Source organism: Pseudoalteromonas maricaloris, assembly GCF_024746855.1.
Classification (GTDB): domain Bacteria; phylum Pseudomonadota; class Gammaproteobacteria; order Enterobacterales; family Alteromonadaceae; genus Pseudoalteromonas; species Pseudoalteromonas maricaloris.
Genome location: NZ_CP024626.1, coordinates 1,051,111 through 1,070,544, shown reverse-complemented (window position 1 = coordinate 1,070,544; position 19,434 = coordinate 1,051,111). Strand labels below are relative to the sequence as shown.

Sequence of the window (19,434 nt, the reverse complement as noted above, 5' to 3'; positions counted from 1 at the left end):
GTATTAGGGCTGGTGTGATTAATATACCGCTATTTCATCGATATACAGGGGAAGTTTGGGGATTTGAATATCGTCAGATTGCTTACTATTAATGGCCACCACCTTTAAAAAACGTACACTTACAGGAGCAAACGACAACACTGACATTGGCCCACGCGGATTGTTAACCTCAGCTAACGTTTGCCACTGCTGTTTATCACTTGAACCCAGCACTTGAATATGTGTTGGCGGGTGCAGTTGTCTATGTCGCCCGCTATCAAAGCCCAGCTTAACCTGCTGCACTTGCGTTGACGCATCTAAGTCAATAACCGCCTCAAGATCGGTATCGTAAAAAATCGCATAATCATCAACGCTGTAAAATTGATCATAAGCAAATTGACCATCCTGCAGCTTAATCGCAGAGCCTTCGGCGGCTAGCGAGGCAAGCGTTATTTCTTTTCCAAGCGCTAAATGAGGTGAAAGCGTTAAACGCGCATCGCCTACCAATTGCCCCAAATCGCTTACATAACTGCGGGCGCGAAGCTGCGTTTCGTCAGTTATCACTAGTGGCTTTTGATATTGCTGCGATTGTAGCGTTGGCTCGCTGCCGTCTAAGGTATAGTAAATAGCCGTGTCGGCAATTTCAGAGGTAATGGTGGCGACGAGCTGCTGCCCATTAATCTCGCTTGAAATAATAGGCTTATGGCTACTATAAGCGGTATTGAGGTGCATCTGCTGGTAGCGTTTTAAAAGCGCGGGTAAACGATATTGGCTGTAATCAGACCACGACTTTTGTGTTTTATTCGACCACAATGTTTCGGCCAGCGCACTCAAGCGTGGAAACAGCATATACTCGGCATGACGAGGTGTTTTTATATATTCAGTCCAAAGTGCACCTTGCGCACCAATAATAAAGGCTTGTTGCTCAGCGCTTAAGTGGCTGGGCTGTGGCTCATATTGATAAACGTTTTTTAGACTTGAAAGCCCGTGGATGGCTTTGGGTTCATCAAGATTGCGCGATTGATAGGCATCAAAATAAATATATTGATAAGGACTCATGATCACCTGATGGCCCATTTTTGCAGCTTGGATGCCTCCTTCCGTGCCCCGCCAAGACATGATCACGGCGTCATCCGCCACCCCTCCTTCTAATATTTCATCCCAACCAATTACCGTTTTGCCAAGATTTTGGACGATTTTAGCGACCCGTTTAATAAAATAGCTTTGCACTTGCTCAGGTGTGGTTAACTGATGCTGTTGCATCAACTTTTTCACCTCGGGGCTTTCTAACCACTGCTTTTTTATCACCTCATCGCCACCAATGTGGATATATTGGCTCGGAAATAGCTCGGCAACCTCTTTGTATACAACACCAAGAAACGCAAACACGTCTTCACGGGGACATAGCACATCTTCAAAAATCCCAAACTGCGGCTGTACCTTCACTGCTAGCTGGTGGCAAGATAACTCGGGATATGCGGCAAGCATCGCACTGCTATGCCCCGGAATATCGATTTCAGGGATCACTTCAATATGTCGCGCCTGCGCGTACTCAACCACGTCCTTAATTTGCGCCTTGGTATAAAAGCCCGATACCGTTTTATTATCAAACAATGGTTGATAATCATAGGTATGGCCAACCACGGTATGAGGCCGTGTTGCCCCAATCTCGGTTAGTTTAGGGTACGCATCAATGGCGATTCGCCAGCCTTGATCATCGGTTAGGTGCCACTGAAAGACATTGAATTTATGCATCGCCAGCCAATCGATATAACGCTTCACGAACGCCACATCGAAAAAGTGCCGACTTACATCTAAATGCATGCCACGGTATGAGAATCGGGGCTGATCTTTTATTTCTACCGCAGGTATTGCCCAATTCGCCTGATTGATGGGCATACGCGACTCTATCTCAGCAGGGAGTAATTGTCGCAGTGACTGCATCCCCCAAAATAATCCGGTCGCAGTATTCGCTTGTATTTCAACCCCTTCAGGCGTCACGCTCAGCGCATATCCCTCTTGAGATAGCGGTATATCGACAATCTTAAAGGCAATACTATTTTTAGTTGTGCTATCAACCTGAGACACAGGCAACTGATAGCCCGTAGGCGAGCGTAAAAAGGTCGCTAATTGCTGCGCAACGCTTTGAGCTTGCTGCTGGTTAAAGGTAATTTTACTGTCATGGGTAAGGTTAAAGTGACCATTACCAACACTAGCATTCAGTGGTTTTGGGGTGATCTGTAGCGCTGCACAAAGTGGTGTGAGCAACAAAGAAAACAGTAATAAACTGCTTTGCAAAAATGTATAAAAGACACTCTGGTTCATAAATAACTTCCTGAGAAAAGCCCGCTTTTAGCGGGCTTGAGTGAACTAATGAGCACTAGGCAGTGTGCAAATTAGCAAGGGAAATACAGGGCCTAATGACCTTTGCTATTTAATTTTTGTTCCCCTGAGTGAGTTTTGGTCGCGACGCTCGACGTGCTACATAGTGGGCTGAGCAAAAAGTTAAGCAACAATGAACTAAGCGCACTCAGGTGAACCCGAAGGGCAGCGCTTGATTGGCATCTCTACTATGTTGTCGCCAGACTCACATAGAATAACTATGCTACGCAGGCTCCGCCTTGTATAAATACCAATCAAACTGCTGCAAAAACAAACTTGAAAGAACATTAGGTCCTAAAAATTCAGCGTCAGCGAGGCGCTGATGGTGCGTCCTAAGATCGGCCGAGCATAGTAATAGTCGTATCCTGCTTGAACATCGTTGATGGCCCGCGGGTTTCCTTCGGTTAACCCGAGCTCATCACTGATATTTGTCGCTTTCACATGCAGCGCAACCGCGTCGGTAAAGCGATAATTCACCCCCATATCGATTGTGGTGTAGGCAGGGAGCTCAAACTTATTCTCCCCATCTGAGTAACGCTCTCCTAAATGGTGAATAGTTAAATAGATATCACCATCGTCAAAGTAGTAGGTTGGCGTTAACCTAAGCTGCACTTTGGGTGTGCGCTTCACTTGCTTGCCTTCCCAATGTGCAAATGCTCCGGTAAATCCTTCCATTTTTGGGTCTTGCAACACGCCTGTCAGCTCAAGCTGTAAATTGTCATGCGCCTGCCACACTGTTTCAAACTCAAGACCATCGGTGACTGTATCTATGGTTTGATTCGCCACCTCACCATCGCTGCCGGTAAAATTACGTTCCACTAAGTCATTAAATTTAGTTCTAAACAAGGTCAGTGATGCGCCAATTGAATCACCAGCATAGCGAGCACCCAACTCGCTAAAGGTTAGATTAACGCTGTCATTAAAGTCGGCATCAACCCCTGAGGGAATATTCTGACCAAAGCTCATTAACCTTGGCATTTCAAAGGCATCGGCATAACGACCAAATACTGACACATCATCCGAGAAGGTATAATTGAATCCCACCGTCCATGCAGTTTCGGTTTCGCTACGTGTTTTTGACAGGAATTTGTTTGACGGCATATCGACGTAATTGTTGGCAAGATTGTTATCTATGTCATTACCAGCGCTGTCAAAAGCGCCCGCTACAGGCTGTGCAAATGTGGTCGCTGAGGCGGTGCTATCTAGCTCCAACCACTCAACCCGAACCCCACCGTCAATACGAAGGTTATCGGTTGCTTGATATTGTTCATTAATAAATAAAGAGTTGGAAGTACTGGTACCAAAAGCGGTTGCCTGTCCCCAACCAGGAGCATAACCTGTTGAACCGTGGTCGGTTAATTGACCAACCACTTGCTGATTGCTGTTAACTGCAACAATATCGAGTAATCGAGCATTGTCTTTTACTTCCGTTAAAAACTGCGATTCCCATTTATCAACTGGCAAAGAGTCCGTATCTACATAGGCAAATAACCACCCTATGGTCAGCGTGTGCTGATCACCTTCATAGGTAAAATTGAGCTTATTAACAAACTGCTCGGCATCATAGCGCGAGTAAAGCGGGTAGCTTGTGGTGACTAAGCCGTTTCCGTTTAAATTGCTGACATCTGTCAGTATTTCACCACTATCGACGTATCGATACCGTGCGGCAACGGCGCCATCACTGGCAAACTGGTCCAGCATATTTTGCACATCTTGCTGCCCAAGCCGGGTATTGGCATTGACGAGCGTCGAGTTATCGAAGTTAAGCAAAATATACATGTCGTTTTCAAACTGTGAGTAACGGCCAGCTGTATTTAGCAGCCAACGGTCGCTTAACTCCCAATCTAAGTGATAGCCCAGCGTACTAAACTTGGTATGCTGCCCATCTTTAAGGTCTCGTGTTTTATAACTGCCATCAGGCTGTAAATAGTGTAAAAAGCGCTGACCATTACCAATCAAGGTGCCATGCTGTGGGTCAACACCAGCAATGCCTTTAGGGTCGCTTTGATCTCTTAGCGGAATAGGCACAAAGAAAGTGGTATGGTCATTAAGGTGTTTGGCAGACAGCGTGAGTTGGCCTTTGTCAAACTCACGTACTAAATTGAGTCGAAGTTGACCGCCATGATCAGCGGTAAACTCTGTGTCTCTCACGCCATCAGAACGACGATAAGAGCCGCCTATTGACATTTTCCAGTTGTCACTAATGGGTGTGCCATAAAAGAACTCGCCGCGATACATGCCGTAATCGGCAGCAGTTAGGCGGATCGTCGCTTCTTCAATATCATCCGGTTTACGGGTAATAAAGTTTACTAATGCCGCAGGGCCATTGGTGGTCAGTAGACCTGAGGTGCCCCCACGAACCGCTTCCATATGTTCAATCGTGATATCTTGACGCTGATAAAAATCAACCCATACGCCGTCGTACACCACAGGTAGCCCGTCTTCTTCAACGCCAATGTAACGGAAGCCTTCACCGCCACGTAGTCCTCTAGGCGCAACATTATTGTTGGTTTCACCACCTGAATCTTCAACCCAAAAGCCTGGCACGCTTTCCAGTAGATCCGCCGTACCTAGCGGTGCTTCTCGCGCCAACTGCTCGGCGTTTAATGTGGTCACTGAGACCGATGATTCCAACTTAGTTTGGCCGCGCCCACCGCTGCCAGTCACGACAATTCGCTCAAGGTCGAGTAGTTTCTTTTTTTCTGTAGTTTCTTGCGTTTCTTTTGCTTGTGCAACCGCAGTGTGCGAACCCAATAACGCGCCACTGATAGCAAGCGCAATAAGATGTTTGTTATAACGAGATGTATTATTACTCATGGTATTCCCTTCATTCTTGTTGTTGGCAGAGCGAGTGAGTGAAGCTCTGTAAATCTATAAACGAACGAAGGGAAAGTTTTAGGAATATTTTTTAGATAAATTTATCAATACTAGTTTTGACCTAATCTGCGCCGCTCTACGCTCATGTGGATACTGAGAATTGGGGTGATCTCGGACTCTGTAGCGGGAGCGAAAAGGTGGTTGCCTTGAATAAGGTGACAGCCATTGAGATTAAGAGACTTAGCTTGCAACGCGGTCTCAACACCTACCGCTACACATTCTACATCCAAGCTCTTTGCCATCTGTACAATCAATTTTGCGATATCATTTTGTGAGGCAACCGACTGCGGGGTCGCAAGGAAAGCCGGTGGAATTTTAATGGTTTCAAACGTGAGCTTCTGCAAGTACAGCATGCTGGTATGCCCGACACCAAAATGATCAATTGAGATCCGCATACCGGTTTGCTCTAATTCCGCCATCACTTCCGGTGCTTTATCAAGTAGCTCTATCAGGTCAACTTCTTTGATTTCTATTTCAATTTGCCGAGATGGCAACTGATGTTGCGCAGCCTGCTCCATAAAGTTTTTTATTACGGTTTTATTGGTGAGTTCAGCAAGCGAAAAATTAAAGCTAACCACGAGATTATCGTACTCGTAAAACCATGTTTTCATCGCCTGAAAGGCCTGTGTTCTGAGCTGTTGCCCAATTTCTACCATCAGATCGCCATCACATGCCGCTTCAAAAAAGTCTTCAGGTACCAACAATTGTTCATCTTGCTGCCACCTTGCGAGCACTTCAAGTTTTTTAATCTTGCGGGTATGCGCATCGACAATAGGCTGATAATAAGGAATAAACTCTCGATTATCTAACCCCTGAATGATCCGACTTTCTTGCACTAAACGCTGCTCCGATTCGTGATCTAGGCGTGCGTTATAAAATTGAAATTCCGTTTGTGTGGCTTTTTTAGCTCGATACATTGCGGTATCAGCATGCTTTAACAAAGCTTCCGTGTTGTCACCATCATCAGGATAAATTGCAACGCCAGCACTCACCGTGGCTTTTAGGCTAACTTGGCGCAAACAATATTGTCCATTAACGCTACTCAATACTTTACTCACCACCTTACGTACATATTTTTTATCTTGGATCCCGTCAATGAGTAACACAAATTCATCGCCCCCCATTCTGGCAACGGTGTCGCATCCTCGAATTTGCTGAGTTAATCGACTCGCAATTTCTTTGAGCAATAAGTCGCCATAATCGTGCCCCAGTGAATCGTTGATTTTTTTGAACTTGTTGACGTCAATAAATACCAAAGCAAACTGGTGACTCATGCGCTTGGCTCGTTTACAAGCCTGCACTAAACGGTCATGCAGCAATAAGCGATTGGGTAACCCGGTCAATGCATCGTGATGGGCAAGGTGATTCATTTTTTTCGCCATTAATCTCGACTCTGTCACATCTTGAAAGACCATTACAGTGCCAAGGTAGCTGCCGTCTTTAGCTATAATAGGAGAGAAGGAATCTTGGATAGCAAAGGTAAGGCCAAGATGATTAGTAATGGAAGTGAGTTCAGGTAAACAAATGGTATGACCTTGCTTTAGACAAAGCTCAGGGAATTTATTCACCGAAGCTTTGGTTTCTTCGTGATACATAGACATAACATCATCAAATCGCCGCCCGACCACTTCTTCATTTAACATCGCGAGAATGGCTTCTGTGACTGGATTAATATAAGTGATCACGCCATTTACGTCTGTACAGATCACGCCATCACCAATAGAGCTCAGCGTCACTTCGAGCAATTCTTTTTCTTCTTCTAGTGCCTGAGCGAGGCGGTTTTCTCTGCTGCTAGTATTAAAATAACAGAGATATCCTGTAACGGTATCCGCGACTTTAATTGGTAAAGCAACAGGAGTAATAACTTTGCCACTGTGTTTGGTCGTGCAATTACCATAACTTTGCATAACAAGCGCTTCGAACATGCTTATTGCACCACTCTTGCCCTCGCTATGGATGTTACCGCTCACCGCGATTAAATTTTCAAGCTTTAACCCTATTACTGAGCTGCCAACACCCAGTATGGATTGCATTTGCTCATTGGCTTGTAGAATAACACCATCGCTGTCTAACACCATTTGTGGCACGCTAGAGCCATCATCAACCATAATTTTTTTAGTATCTTGTACTTGCCACCAAAGCAGTGCTACAAACAAAAAAACTAAAGCGCTGATGGCAATAAAAGTAATAGGCAATAATAAGAATAGGCCCAATTTATCAGCCATAAGCATGGTTAAGGAGAGTAAAATACCAACAACTAAGAATATCCGTCTCATTGCCTAATCAAACCTAAGTATGGTGATGATGCATTTAGCGGTGTTTTGTACAATGATTGCCCTTGCCACCTGCACTTCTACGCTAAACCTAAACCCATTAGATAAGTCTATTGGCTGATCACGCAATAAGTAGGTATCAAACACAAAGAGATGTTTGCATCAGTGTTTAATAACTATTGTTCACAATAGCAACGAATTCAAGTTTTTATCTGTTCTGAAAACGAAAGGTTATTGCAATAAAACCTCAGTATTTACGTGTGCTGTAAAGGGGCTTTACAACACATCGTTTGGTTATTTAAGCTGAGGTTTGAATAAGGAATGTGTTAACCAATTATTTTTAAGCTCAGGTTATTTAGACCACACTGCAAATTCATTGCCGCTCGGCTCAATAAAGTGAAAGCGACGACCGCCAGGAAATTCAAATATAGCTTTGCTTATCTCTCCGCCCGCTTGCTCTACTTTGCTTTGCACGGCTTCCAACTCATCGCTGTATAACACTACGAGCGCTCCACCTTGCGCTTGTTTAGAAGACACATCGGCTCGGAAAAAGCCGCCATCAAGGCCTGAATTTGCAAACGCAATATAATCTGGCCCGTAAGATTCAAATTGCCAATCAAACACCTGCTCGAAGAAAGCTTGTGTTGCTACTAAGTCTTTTGCTGCTAATTCTACATAGTTTATATGGTTGTTCATTTTTTATTCCTTTTAAAATCTGTGCTTCATTTATGCTGTTACCGCCTAGGGCCTGTTGACCTTTGCTGTTTGATTTTTGTTCTTCTGAGTGTGTTTTGGTCGCGACGCTCGACTTGCCGCCTAGTAATCTAGGCAAAAGTTGAGCAACAATGAACAAAGCGCACTCAGATGAACCCAAAGGGCAGCGCTTGATTAGCATCTCTTCTGTGTTGCCCCACAAGGATGTGGGGTAAGGTGACTTTGCAGGAGCACAAAGTCTTTATCGCCAGACTTACATAGAATGACTATGCTACGCTGGCTCTGCCTTGTATAAATACCAATCAAACTGCTGCAAAAACAAACTTGAAAGATCAACAGGCCCTAATAGAAAGCATTTTGTAGTCGCTTCTAAATCAATGTTAAAGTGTAGGCAATTTTATTCAGCGTTTATTATTGATTGTGCGATTATTATCTCTGCTCACTACTTTAGGAACTATCACATTCATGAGTTTCATCACTTCAGCTCACGCAACAGCAGCACAAGTGCCACTGACCACTTCGCAAATGCTTGGACAAAAGCTTATGCTCGATTTCCGCTATTACTGCGGTGAAAGCAAAAAGCCAAGTGGAGATTGTAGAGCAGCGATGACAACTTTACCGCCTGAGCTGTCCGAATTAATTAGTAAATACGACATCGGCGGCGCTATTTTGTTCGCCGAAAATGTGCAAAACACCGCGCAAATCGTCAGTCTAACCAATGCTTTGCAAAGTGCGGCACAACAAAGTAAAAGTCAACTTCCTTTATTTGTTGCCATCGATCAAGAAGGTGGCAGAGTTGCGCGAATAAATCGTGAACAAGCAACGTCGTTTACCGGCAATATGAGTATTGGAGCAACCTATCCAAAACAGGGTGATACATACGCAACCAAAGTGGCAAGCGCAATTGGAAAGGAGCTAAATAGCTTAGGGATCAACGTAAACTTCGCCCCAACAGTAGATGTGAACAGCAACCCGAACAATCCGGTGATCAATGTGCGTTCATTCTCGGAAAATCCAACAGTGGTCGCCAAATTAGGTCTTGCGCAGGTAAAAGCATTTGAGGCCGCAGGCGTTCTCTCTGCGCTAAAGCATTTTCCTGGCCACGGTGATACACATGTCGATAGCCACACGGGACTACCTCGCGTTGATCACGACCGCGAAAAAATTAACCAGCAAGATTTATTGCCCTTTGCCGAGATAATCAAAGCATCGCCTCCTGGCATGATAATGACTGCCCATATTCAATATCCGGCGCTCGACAACAGTAAAGTCGTTAACTCTCAAGGTGAGAGCATGATAAGGCCCGCGACTATGTCTTATCAGATCATGACACAACTTCTAAGACACGAGTTGGGATACCAAGGCGTGACCGTCACCGATGCGTTAGATATGGCTGGGATCAGCGACTTTTTTAATCCAGTCGATGCAACAATTGAAACGTTTAACGCCGGCGTGGATATCGCGCTAATGCCTATTGCTATTCGCAATCGTGCAGACATCAAACGCTTTGAGCAATATATGGCTCAGCTAGCTGACGCGCTTGATACCAATAAACTAAACCAAGAACAACTTAGCAGTTCTATGGCGCGTATCGCTAAGCTCAAGACAAAGCTGCCACAATCGAGCGCTTCTTTGGCCATTGCCAATTCAACACTGGGTAATCCAAGCCATCGTCGCTTAGAAGCAGAGCTTGCACTAGCAGCTATCACCGAAGTAAAAAACGATGGTGTATTACCGCTCAGAGGTAACGCTCAAGTTGTTCACCTTATCATGCCTGATAGGCAAAAATGTTTTGCGCTTGAACAAGCATTACAAACATACAGCAAAAATTCGCTCACACTTTCTTGTACAAGCCTACAAGCCTACGACCCAAACATTGCACATGAAGCAATTAAACAGGCCGACATGATAATCGCCGCACATGCATCACCACCGCAAAGTGCGGTAGAGATTGGCGGCATGGACGATGTGAAAAAGTTACGAGAGCATGGGGTGGCGCGTAATGTGCAACCTGAGGCGCTGAAAGCATTACTGCAATACGGTCAGAAACTGGGTAAAAAGCAGCTATTTATCAGCCTAAGAGCACCATACGAAATTAGTACCTTTGGCCCGCTTAGTAACGCAGTATTAGCAAGTTATGCTTATAATGTAGACGTAAATCATGATAAAAAAGTAGCTGGGCCTGCCTACACGGCGCTGGCCAAAGTGATTTTAGGAATAGCGAAAGCGGAAGGGTCACTGCCTGTTACAGTAAACCACTAATTGGAGGAATCTATGGATCCCAGTGCTTCTTTAAGTGCACCACATGCAATAAGAAAAATGATCAAGGATGGTGATTATACGGGCCCTACTAAAGGGTTCGTGCCTGGGTTCACACAATGTAATGTGATTATTTTGCCGCAAAGCGAAGCATATTCATTCTTTCGCTTTTGTGAGAGTAATCAATCTGTTTGCAAGCTAATTATTCCGCCCAGCGAGCCGGGTAATTTTAACTTTGACACTTTGGGGAAAGATATAGACATTCGCTACCACCTCCCCAAGTATCAGATTTTAAAGCATGGCCAGCTCGCCCAAGAATGCCATAATATAGAAGAGCACTGGCGCGACGATTTAGTTACCTTTGCTTTTGCCAGTTATCTTTCTTTTGATAACTTACTCGCGCAGTATGGAATAAACCCGCCATCGGCGAATCCAACCACGCCTTTACCACTTTACATCAGTAACTTGCCTTGCAACTCAGTGGATAAGTACGAGGCAAATCAAATATTGGCGATGCGCCCATTAATCAAGCAAAATCTTATTAGTGCCATTCAAGCGGCAACACTGAGCCGACTTCCCTATGCGTTACCACTTCATTTTGGTGAACCTAATGAGGTTGGGATCAAAGATCTTAGCAAGCCCAATTTTGGCGAGCCATTGATTTGTAAAGAGGGGCAGCTTCCGGTTTTTTGGGGTTCCAGCCTGACAGCTCAGTTAGCCATAGCAAAAGCGGCACCTGAGTTTTGTATTATGAATAGTCCACACCATTTATTGGTGACAGATAGACAAGATTTAGAGCTTGCAGTAACGAAGTAGGAAATAAGCATGTTATTAAATTGCGACTTGGGTGAAAGCTTTGGCGCTTGGAAAATGGGGTTAGACGAACACGTAATGCCACATATCGACATGGCCAATGTCGCTTGTGGTTTTCACGCAGGAGATCCTGATGTACTCGCGCAAACACTAAAGCTGGTCAACACGCATCAAGTGACGCTTGGCGCACATCCAAGCTATCCAGACCGCCAAGGGTTTGGCCGCCGCTCAATGCAGCTCTCTGAGCAAGAGATAATCAACGCCTTACATTACCAAATTGCCGCAATTGAAGGGATGGCAAAGGTGCAAGGCTTAACACTAAATTATGTAAAACCACACGGCGCACTTTACAACGATATGATGAAGTCACAAAGGATATTAAGCTGTGTTATCAAGGCCATTTCACACTATCCAAGTGAGCTTAAGTTGATGGTGCTAGCCACTGCGCAACAAGCAAGTCACCAACAACTCGCCGACGACTATAATGTATCACTGATTTTTGAAGCCTTTGCCGATAGACTCTACACCGATGAAGGCTTACTTACTCCCCGCTCTGAAGCGGGCGCAGTGCATGACAAATCAGCGCTACTTGCGCAAGTTAAGCAATTACACCAGCAAGGCAGTGTTACAACTGCAAGCGGGAAGTCACTTTCCTTACGCGCCGACACCTTATGTGTTCACGGTGACAATGAGGCGAGCATTGTCTTAATTGAAGAAATAAGAAACGTGATAAATCAATAATTTGTGATAGTCTGGCCGTACATGTTTAATAAGTGAAAGTTAACTAAGCGAAAGGACTTTACATGCAGCTCACCACAGCAAGACTTACCTTAAGACCTATACTTAATACAGACTGGCCGCTTTGGTTAGAACTTCATCAACAACCAGATGTCATGCGTTTTGTCGGTGAGATCACCGATGAAGCTACACTGCGTGAAAAGTTTAACCATGGTTTAAGCGCCGGACTTGGGCAGTGGCACAAAGAAGATAACACTTGGCTCACCTTAGTGATTGAAGAAACGGCCACAGCGACCCCTATCGGGCTACACGGATTTTTAAGTATGTGGACACCATTTCAACAGGCTGAGTTAGGTTTTATGCTCTCACCCAAATTTCAAGGAAAGGGTTACGCCTTTGAAGCTTCTAAGGCCGTCATTGATTTTGCCTTGCACGAATGTAATTACCACAAGCTCATCGCCACCGTTACGCAAGGAAATCAAGCCTCTCACCATTTACTCAAAAAACTAGGATTTGAGCTTGAAGGCACGCTAAAACATAACTTCCAAATTAACGGCGAGTGGGTAAATGACGAGAAGTTTGGGTTATTGAGGATATGATCCGTACAGCAAGAACAAAACTTGTTGCACTCACTTCAGAGTATGCAGAGAAGCTTGTCACTTATCACCTAGAGAACCGTGATTACTTTGCACCGTGGGAGCCGTCTCGACCAGAAAGCTACTACTCAATGGATTATTGGTTGGCTCACACAGAGCAAGCCGAACATGCCGCACGATCCGATACCGCTTATCACTTTATTGCATTATTACCAGAACGGCCTCAGATAGCTGGGCTATGTAGCTTCACCCAAGTTGCACGAGGTCCATTTCAAGCTTGTTATTTAGGCTACTCCATAGCATCACAATTTGCGGGTCAAGGCTATATGACCGAGATCTTAGAAGCTGCAATCTCACATATGTTCGATCAGCGAAACATGCATAGGATCATGGCAAATTATATGCCCAGCAATGTGGCAAGCGCACGAGTGTTGCAAAAACTAGGCTTTGAACAAGAAGGCTATGCTAAGCAATATCTACGCATTGCTGGAAAATGGGAAGATCATGTTTTAACAGCCAAGCTGAGAGCAGAATAAACCCCGCGTTGACTATTTTTACATTCATTAACATCAACCTCTGTACTTAAAGACCCTAAAAAGGGTAAGTTTTTAGTAAGTATATTGTAACAATCAGAGAAAATAATAATGAATAAAAAAATATTTCAACTCTCTTTAATCAGCTTAGGATTAGTACACCTGAGTGCTTGTGACCTTTTTGGCGGTGATGATAAGAATACTCCACCAGAAATCGTAACCGCAATCGAAGCAAGCATTGGGGAGCGGAGCTTCCTAAGTGGTGGGGTTACAATTTCAGACAGTGATGGATCAATTTCGTCTCGCACAATAAAACAAACCTCAGGACCAGACGTCATCGATCTTACCTTGGGCGATTCTAGTCTTTCTTTTACTGCACCAGAAGTCACTGAAGATACCAAAGTAGCCTTCTTGATAACTGCTACAGATGATGACGGTGATAAGGCAGAAAAAGAAGTTTCTGTCACCATCAAACAAATAAATAGAGCCCCTCTAATTACAGGGTCAGAACACAGCCTTGAATATAACAACACCTTAGAATTTACTCTGGATGTAAAAGATGAAGATGGCGATGCACTGGAGGTCACTTTCGAGCCGGCACTTTCGGGTGTTGTTGAATTAATTAATGCAACAACGCAGACATACAGCTATACCCCAACTCATAACAACATAACTAAAGAGATTTTGCACTTCGGCGTGAGCGATGGCGACCTCACAAACTCTGCAGAAGTTCAGATAGAAATTATCGATACAACAGCACCACGACTAATGACAAGTTTGCCAGAGTCCTCAGCGACTCGGGTTAGCTTAACAGGTGAGATCCAGCTGCACTTTGACGACAATATGTCCGCGTCTTGGTCAAGTGAAATTGGTACTTCAGAGTGTAATGGCGCAATTCATATAAGAGAATCTGGTAATCAAACTTGCGTAGAATTTTCAGTAGGACAAACACAGCAAGAAGATGGATACGCTTTTTCTTTAACACCAATGGAGCCCCTTAAAGCAGGCACTGAATATGAATTAACCATCTCAGAAACGGTGACCAACTTTTATGGGACTGCCATCGCCCAAGCTGAAAAGCTTACTTTTGTTACTGGACAGAAAGATTTACTTATCACCGAGATTTCATCGTCTAGGTACATCGATGATAACCGCTGGGTAGAAATCTACAACGGTACAGACGAAACTATCGATTTGAGTAATTATCAACTTGTTGCCGAAAGCATCGAGTTGGAAAACTACGATGATGGCGGCACTAAAGTCTTTCCGTTGAAGTCACAGCTACTTGAACCGGGCGAATATATCGTAGTGCAAAATGAACATGGACCTCAAACATGGCAGCGCAGCGTTACAAGCTCTAATCAGTTGATGCTAGTCGGCGATGGACAGTTTGCGCCAGCATGGTATATATCTGGGTATGTCGAATTACAAAACAAGCAAGGTGAAACGGTTGATTTTGTCCGTTTTGGTGAAAGTGATAAAGCACCAGCAACGCCTTCAGAATGGCAAGAAAGTGCCGAGTTATTACCAGTTTCAAATCAACTAGGTCAAAGCCTTGTCAGAACAAGCCTATTAACAGATACCAATTCGATTAGCGATTGGCAATCTGCCGCCTTTTTTACACCTGGCGGCAATAATGATGTGCTCTGTGATAAAGATGAGGACTTAGATGGAATCCCTGATTGTTCAGAGCAGCCTGGTGGCACATTCGCAGGCTTACCTTTATACGAATGGGGTGCAAGAGCTGGCGTCAGAGATATTTTCATAGAAGTTGACTATATGGAAAGTAATGATGCAGGTATTACGCCTCACAAACCCGCACTAGACAAAGTAAAAGCGGCGTTTGCAGCTCAAGATATAGCAGTGCACTTTGACGTAGGTAACTTGTATCACCAAACAGAAGGCTTATCACCTGAACAACATGATTTGGGTGGCGGCGAGCAGATCCCCTTTGTACAAACCACAACCTTTGCAAGTTCAGAGCAAGCGCCGAGTATTCTTGATCATAAAGCCAAGCATTTTGACCTTAAACGCCGGCCAATTTTTCACTATATGCTGATGGCAAACAGTCAAGAAGCAGACGGCAGTGGCGGATCTTCTGGCTTAGCTGAGTTATTTGGCAACGACCTTATTATCTCGCTGGGGAATTGGGGACTGAACTTAGAGTCTGAGCTCATGACCAATGTGACCTACAACTACCAAGCAGGAACGATTATGCACGAATTGGGGCATAATCTCGGTTTGTATCACGGCGGCAATGAAAATACTAACTTTAAGCCAAATCACTTTAGCGTGATGAATTATTTGTATCAACTCAGTGGGTTATCAACCATTGGCAATAACGAAGGCGATCGATACTTACGTCGCTGGTTCCGTAAAAACGAAAACTGCTTTCCGGAAGGCACTGCAATTTTAAACGGCCCGACAGATGATATTACGAACTTTGTTATTGACTACTCTCATGGTAAAAACCTGCCATTAGACGAAGCCAAATTGGACGAATCAAAAGGCCTTAATAATCCCAACTCAGAAGCCATTGATTTCAACTGTAATGGCAGCACTTCTGATGTTTTAGTGGACTTTAACCTCAATGATGACAGTGAAAACACATCCATTTTGACTGACTACGATGAATGGTCAAGCTTAATACTGAATTTTACACGCTTCTGGAGTGGTGCGAACAGCGGTCATTCGCATCAAACGACTGAAATGCATCCTAAACGGTCCATCATGCATACCGACATTCAATTAGTGCATGAGGAAACGGCACCACCGAAAGCGGTATTTGAACAAATTAAACATTGGTCAAACTATCAACAATAGATATAACGCACGAATAGGCCCTAGTTTGGGCCTATTTTTTACATTAGTCACTATTACGCTCAGAGGGCAGATCACTCATATATTCCACAAACTCAATTTCATATCCGGCTGGATCAATAAAGTAAACGTTTTTTCGGTGTGGATGCTGCGCTCCGACTTTATCGACTACATAACCTGCTTCGGTTAACCTATTGACGACACGCTCGATACTTTGAACCACATAGGCAAAATGTGCCAAGCCGACTTGGTGACCTTCGAGTGATCTGTTTTGACCCTCACCGTGATCGCTAAACGCTATATACTGGTAGTCATCACCAAAATGCAGCCAGGTTCGTGCTTTGCCATACCACTCGCCTTGCCCTTTGCTTCTAATTTTCCAGTGAGGAAATGCGACGCGATAGAAGTGAAGCACCTCTTCTAGGTCGCTAACTACCAAATTTACGTGTTCTAAGTACATATCATCCTCTTCATTATAAATTTCGCTAACTGGTAGCAACAATAAAACCGCAAGCTAAGTTGAGGTAAAGCACTTTTTTATGGATTTTTAATTTGTTCACCGCAAAGAGTTGATTAAGCTGCAATATGGCGCATAGTGGAAATGATAATTAGAAACAGGATGAGTCATGAAATACTTTCTAGCAGGCGTCGCGATTGCAAGCTCAGCTTGCGCTGTGCAAGCCGCATCGCTTGAGCCAACCGATATATTTAATCTTGAATATGCTAATCAAATTGACATCACCAATGACGGTGACAAAGTCTTCTTCGTACGCAACCGCATGGATATCAAAAGTGATAGAAAAGTCGGTAATATCTGGTCTGTAGACCTTGCTACCAATGCAATGCAGCCAGTTACCTCTGGATTGCACATGGATTATTCTCCTGTGCTGTCGCCTAGTAATGATCGCATCGCTTTTGTTTCTACTCGCGACGGTAGCAGCCAAATTTATGTGAAATGGTTAGCAACCGGTGCCATTGCCAAGATCAGCAATTTAGCCCATGGACCATCAGGACTACATTGGTCACCAGATGGTAAAAGCTTATACTTTAGCCAGTTTGTTCCCAGCCAAAAGGCACCACCGGTATCTGTTGCAGGGAAACCTAAAGGGGCAGAATGGGCAAAACCCCCCGTATTTATCGATGAGGTATACTATCGCGCCGACGGTGCTGGTTATACCGAACCGGGCTTTAATCATATTTTCAAAATTGACGCCAACGGTGGCAACGCAAAACAGTTAACCTCTGGCAACTTTGATCATGGCGGCGAACTGAGTTTTGCTGATGACGCAAAGACGCTGTATTTTTCGGCTAATCGCCACAAGGATAACCAATTAAACCCAACCAACAGCGAAGTCTATAAGCTAGACCTAAACTCGCTTGAAATCACAGCAGTAACTGACCGAGTTGGCCCAGATAATCACCCAGAGGTGTCACCTAATGGCCGCTATCTGGCTTACCTTGGTTATGATGATAAAAAAACCAATTACGAGAATAGCCTACTCTATGTCAAAGATCTCAAATCAGGCGAAACCAAAACCTATGCAGCCGATTTAGATAGAAGCCTTGCCTCTGTCACTTGGGCCGCCAACAGCCGTGGCGTCTATGTGAGTTATGACAGTGAAGGGAAAACCACACTTGGCTATCAGCCGTTAAAAGGGCGTTTTGAGCAGATAACGGATGCCATTGGTAGTGTTAGTTTTGGTCGCCCCTATTCAGGTGGTGACTATGCCATCAGTGACCGTGGATTAGTGGCTTTTACACTCGCAGATACCCAGCGCCCTGCCGATGTCGCAATTGTAAAACGCGGCGAGCCAAGACCAATTACAAAGCTTAACGAAGATGCCCTTGGCGATAAAACACTGGCAAAAGTTGAAGAAGTTTGGCTAAAGTCGACACATGATCAACTGCCAATTCAAGCTTGGGTCGCCTACCCTCCTGGGTTCGATAAATCTAAAAAGTATCCGCTCGTACTTGAGATCCACGGTGGCCCAGTTGCAAACTATGGCCCACACTTTAGCGCCGAGGTACAGCTTTTTGCTGCCCAAGGCAGCGTAGTGCTTTTTATGAATCCACGAGGCAGCGACTCCTACGGCAAAGAGTTTGCTCAAACTATCCACCATAACTACCCAAGCCATGACTTTGACGACCTAATGACAGGTGTAGATCACCTGATTGGCGAAGGCTATATAGACAAAGACCGCTTGTTTGTTACGGGCGGTTCAGGTGGCGGCGTGCTCACCGCGTGGACTGTCGGTCACACGGATAGATTCGCAGCAGCAGTCGTAGCAAAACCGGTGATCAACTGGTATAGCTTTGTATTAACAGCAGATTTCTATCCATTTTTTGCGGACTACTGGTTCCCAGGAAAACCATGGGAGCACATGGAACATTATATGAAACGCTCGCCTATTAGCTATGTGGGTAATGTAAAAACCCCAACCATGCTACTGACAGGTGAAGCGGATTATCGTACACCAATCTCAGAAACTGAGCAGTATTATCAAGCGCTTAAGCTACAAGGTGTAGAAACAGCTATGGTCAGAATTCCAGATGCCTCACACGGAATAACCAAAAGGCCATCTAACCTGCTAAACAAAGTAGCTTATATTCAGTGGTGGTTCGACAAGCACGACCCGAAGAAATAAAACAATTATTCCTCAGGCGCATAACAATTCTGAGGGTGATAAAGTTATCGATATTGTCAGAATAAACTGACCTATATCGATAACTTCCAATATTAATTTAGAACAGTTTTATAGCCTAGTTATTAGAGAGTAAGCAGTGAATAGATTTAAATAATTTTTCTCTAGTCAAAACTCATCCATATTACCAAGAGACCGACAACGCCTCCAAAGCATCATGTGCTTCGTTTATCGCCTCATTTCTCATTTCTTCGCTTGCCCATTGATTAACTGCTGATACTGCATGAAAATCCGTGAGTCCCATGAACCCAAATACAGAACGAATATAAGGTGTACAGAAATCATAGGCTTCCATTGGCGTACCTGACTCATAGCTACCAGCACTTGAGGTAATTAATACCAGTTTTTTATCCGCTGATAGTTTTGGTTTAAAGCCCTCTACTGGGTCAATTGTGAAAGTACGCTCGTTTCGTACGATATTGTCAATGTAGCACTTTAAAGTCCATGGGACGGAAAAATTATACATAGGTGCTGAAATAACAACTCTGTCCGCACTTACAATTTCTTCAATAAGCGCATCTGATTGAGCCAACACATCCCAATCATGTGAACTTTTATCCAAATCTGGAGTTGTATTTGATTGAGTCCATTGCAGATCAGGCCCTTTAACCGGATGGTCTCCCAAGTCCCTAGAAACGACCACACTTTCAGGGAATCGAGTTTGCAACTTCGCAATAAACTCATTTGCAAGCTTATTAGTAAGTGACTGTTCGCTTCGAACACTTGAAGAAATATAAAGAATCTTCAT

13 protein-coding genes are annotated in these 19,434 nt (G+C 44.3%); 7 read left to right on the top strand and 6 right to left on the bottom strand.

Translation table 11 applies throughout. From position 1 onward, the window contains the following. Window positions 1–18 precede the first annotated feature (18 nt). The 4 genes from CTT31_RS22425 to CTT31_RS22410 all read right to left on the bottom strand — a co-directional run bounded on the left by CTT31_RS22425 (window position 19) and on the right by CTT31_RS22410 (window position 8,207). Window positions 19–2,304 carry a beta-N-acetylhexosaminidase gene (locus tag CTT31_RS22425; RefSeq protein WP_260492587.1) on the bottom strand — a complete coding sequence of 762 codons (2,286 nt, stop codon included), beginning with the start codon at window positions 2,302–2,304 and terminating at the stop codon, window positions 19–21. Window positions 2,305–2,655: 351 nt separating this feature from the next. Next, complete coding sequence (locus CTT31_RS22420; RefSeq protein ID WP_260492586.1) at window positions 2,656–5,178, bottom strand: TonB-dependent receptor domain-containing protein; 2,523 nt, start codon at window positions 5,176–5,178, stop codon at window positions 2,656–2,658. 110 nt (window positions 5,179–5,288) lie between these two features. Continuing rightward, entirely contained in the window at window positions 5,289–7,514 is a 2,226-nt protein-coding gene (locus tag CTT31_RS22415) for an EAL domain-containing protein (RefSeq protein WP_249122336.1), read from the bottom strand. 348 nt (window positions 7,515–7,862) lie between these two features. Further along, window positions 7,863–8,207, bottom strand: a complete 345-nt coding sequence (locus CTT31_RS22410) for a VOC family protein (protein WP_010603872.1) — start codon at window positions 8,205–8,207, stop codon at window positions 7,863–7,865. Between the two features lie 483 nt (window positions 8,208–8,690). Between CTT31_RS22410 and CTT31_RS22405 the strand changes: the two genes are divergently transcribed. The 6 genes from CTT31_RS22405 (at window position 8,691) to CTT31_RS22380 (ending at window position 15,987) form a co-directional block, all read left to right on the top strand. Then, entirely contained in the window at window positions 8,691–10,487 is a 1,797-nt protein-coding gene (locus tag CTT31_RS22405) for a glycoside hydrolase family 3 protein (RefSeq protein WP_260492585.1), read from the top strand. Window positions 10,488–10,499: 12 nt separating this feature from the next. Then, window positions 10,500–11,300: a D-glutamate cyclase family protein gene (locus CTT31_RS22400; protein ID WP_211856731.1), complete on the top strand. Its 801-nt coding sequence runs from the start codon at window positions 10,500–10,502 to the stop codon at window positions 11,298–11,300. Window positions 11,301–11,309: 9 nt separating this feature from the next. Continuing rightward, window positions 11,310–12,038, top strand: a complete 729-nt coding sequence (locus CTT31_RS22395) for a 5-oxoprolinase subunit PxpA (protein WP_260492584.1) — start codon at window positions 11,310–11,312, stop codon at window positions 12,036–12,038. A gap of 62 nt (window positions 12,039–12,100) precedes the next feature. Then, the gene (locus CTT31_RS22390) at window positions 12,101–12,634 is read left to right on the top strand and encodes a GNAT family N-acetyltransferase (RefSeq protein ID WP_211856735.1); all 534 of its coding nucleotides are present in this window, start codon (window positions 12,101–12,103) and stop codon (window positions 12,632–12,634) included. After that, window positions 12,631–13,167, top strand: coding sequence for a GNAT family N-acetyltransferase (locus CTT31_RS22385; RefSeq protein ID WP_211856737.1), 537 nt, complete (start codon window positions 12,631–12,633; stop codon window positions 13,165–13,167). Before CTT31_RS22390 ends, CTT31_RS22385 begins: the two co-directional genes overlap by 4 nt. A 108-nt stretch (window positions 13,168–13,275) precedes the next feature. Beyond that, window positions 13,276–15,987, top strand: a complete 2,712-nt coding sequence (locus CTT31_RS22380) for an Ig-like domain-containing protein (RefSeq protein WP_211856739.1) — start codon at window positions 13,276–13,278, stop codon at window positions 15,985–15,987. Window positions 15,988–16,030: 43 nt separating this feature from the next. Here CTT31_RS22380 and CTT31_RS22375 read toward each other — a convergent pair whose 3' ends face one another. Then, window positions 16,031–16,444, bottom strand: coding sequence for a VOC family protein (locus tag CTT31_RS22375; RefSeq protein ID WP_260492583.1), 414 nt, complete (start codon window positions 16,442–16,444; stop codon window positions 16,031–16,033). 166 nt (window positions 16,445–16,610) lie between these two features. Between CTT31_RS22375 and CTT31_RS22370 the strand changes: the two genes are divergently transcribed. Continuing rightward, window positions 16,611–18,629: a S9 family peptidase gene (locus CTT31_RS22370; protein ID WP_260492582.1), complete on the top strand. Its 2,019-nt coding sequence runs from the start codon at window positions 16,611–16,613 to the stop codon at window positions 18,627–18,629. A 181-nt stretch (window positions 18,630–18,810) separates the two neighbouring features. Here CTT31_RS22370 and CTT31_RS22365 read toward each other — a convergent pair whose 3' ends face one another. Next, window positions 18,811–19,434, bottom strand: coding sequence for an FMN-dependent NADH-azoreductase (locus CTT31_RS22365; protein ID WP_211856744.1), 624 nt, complete (start codon window positions 19,432–19,434; stop codon window positions 18,811–18,813).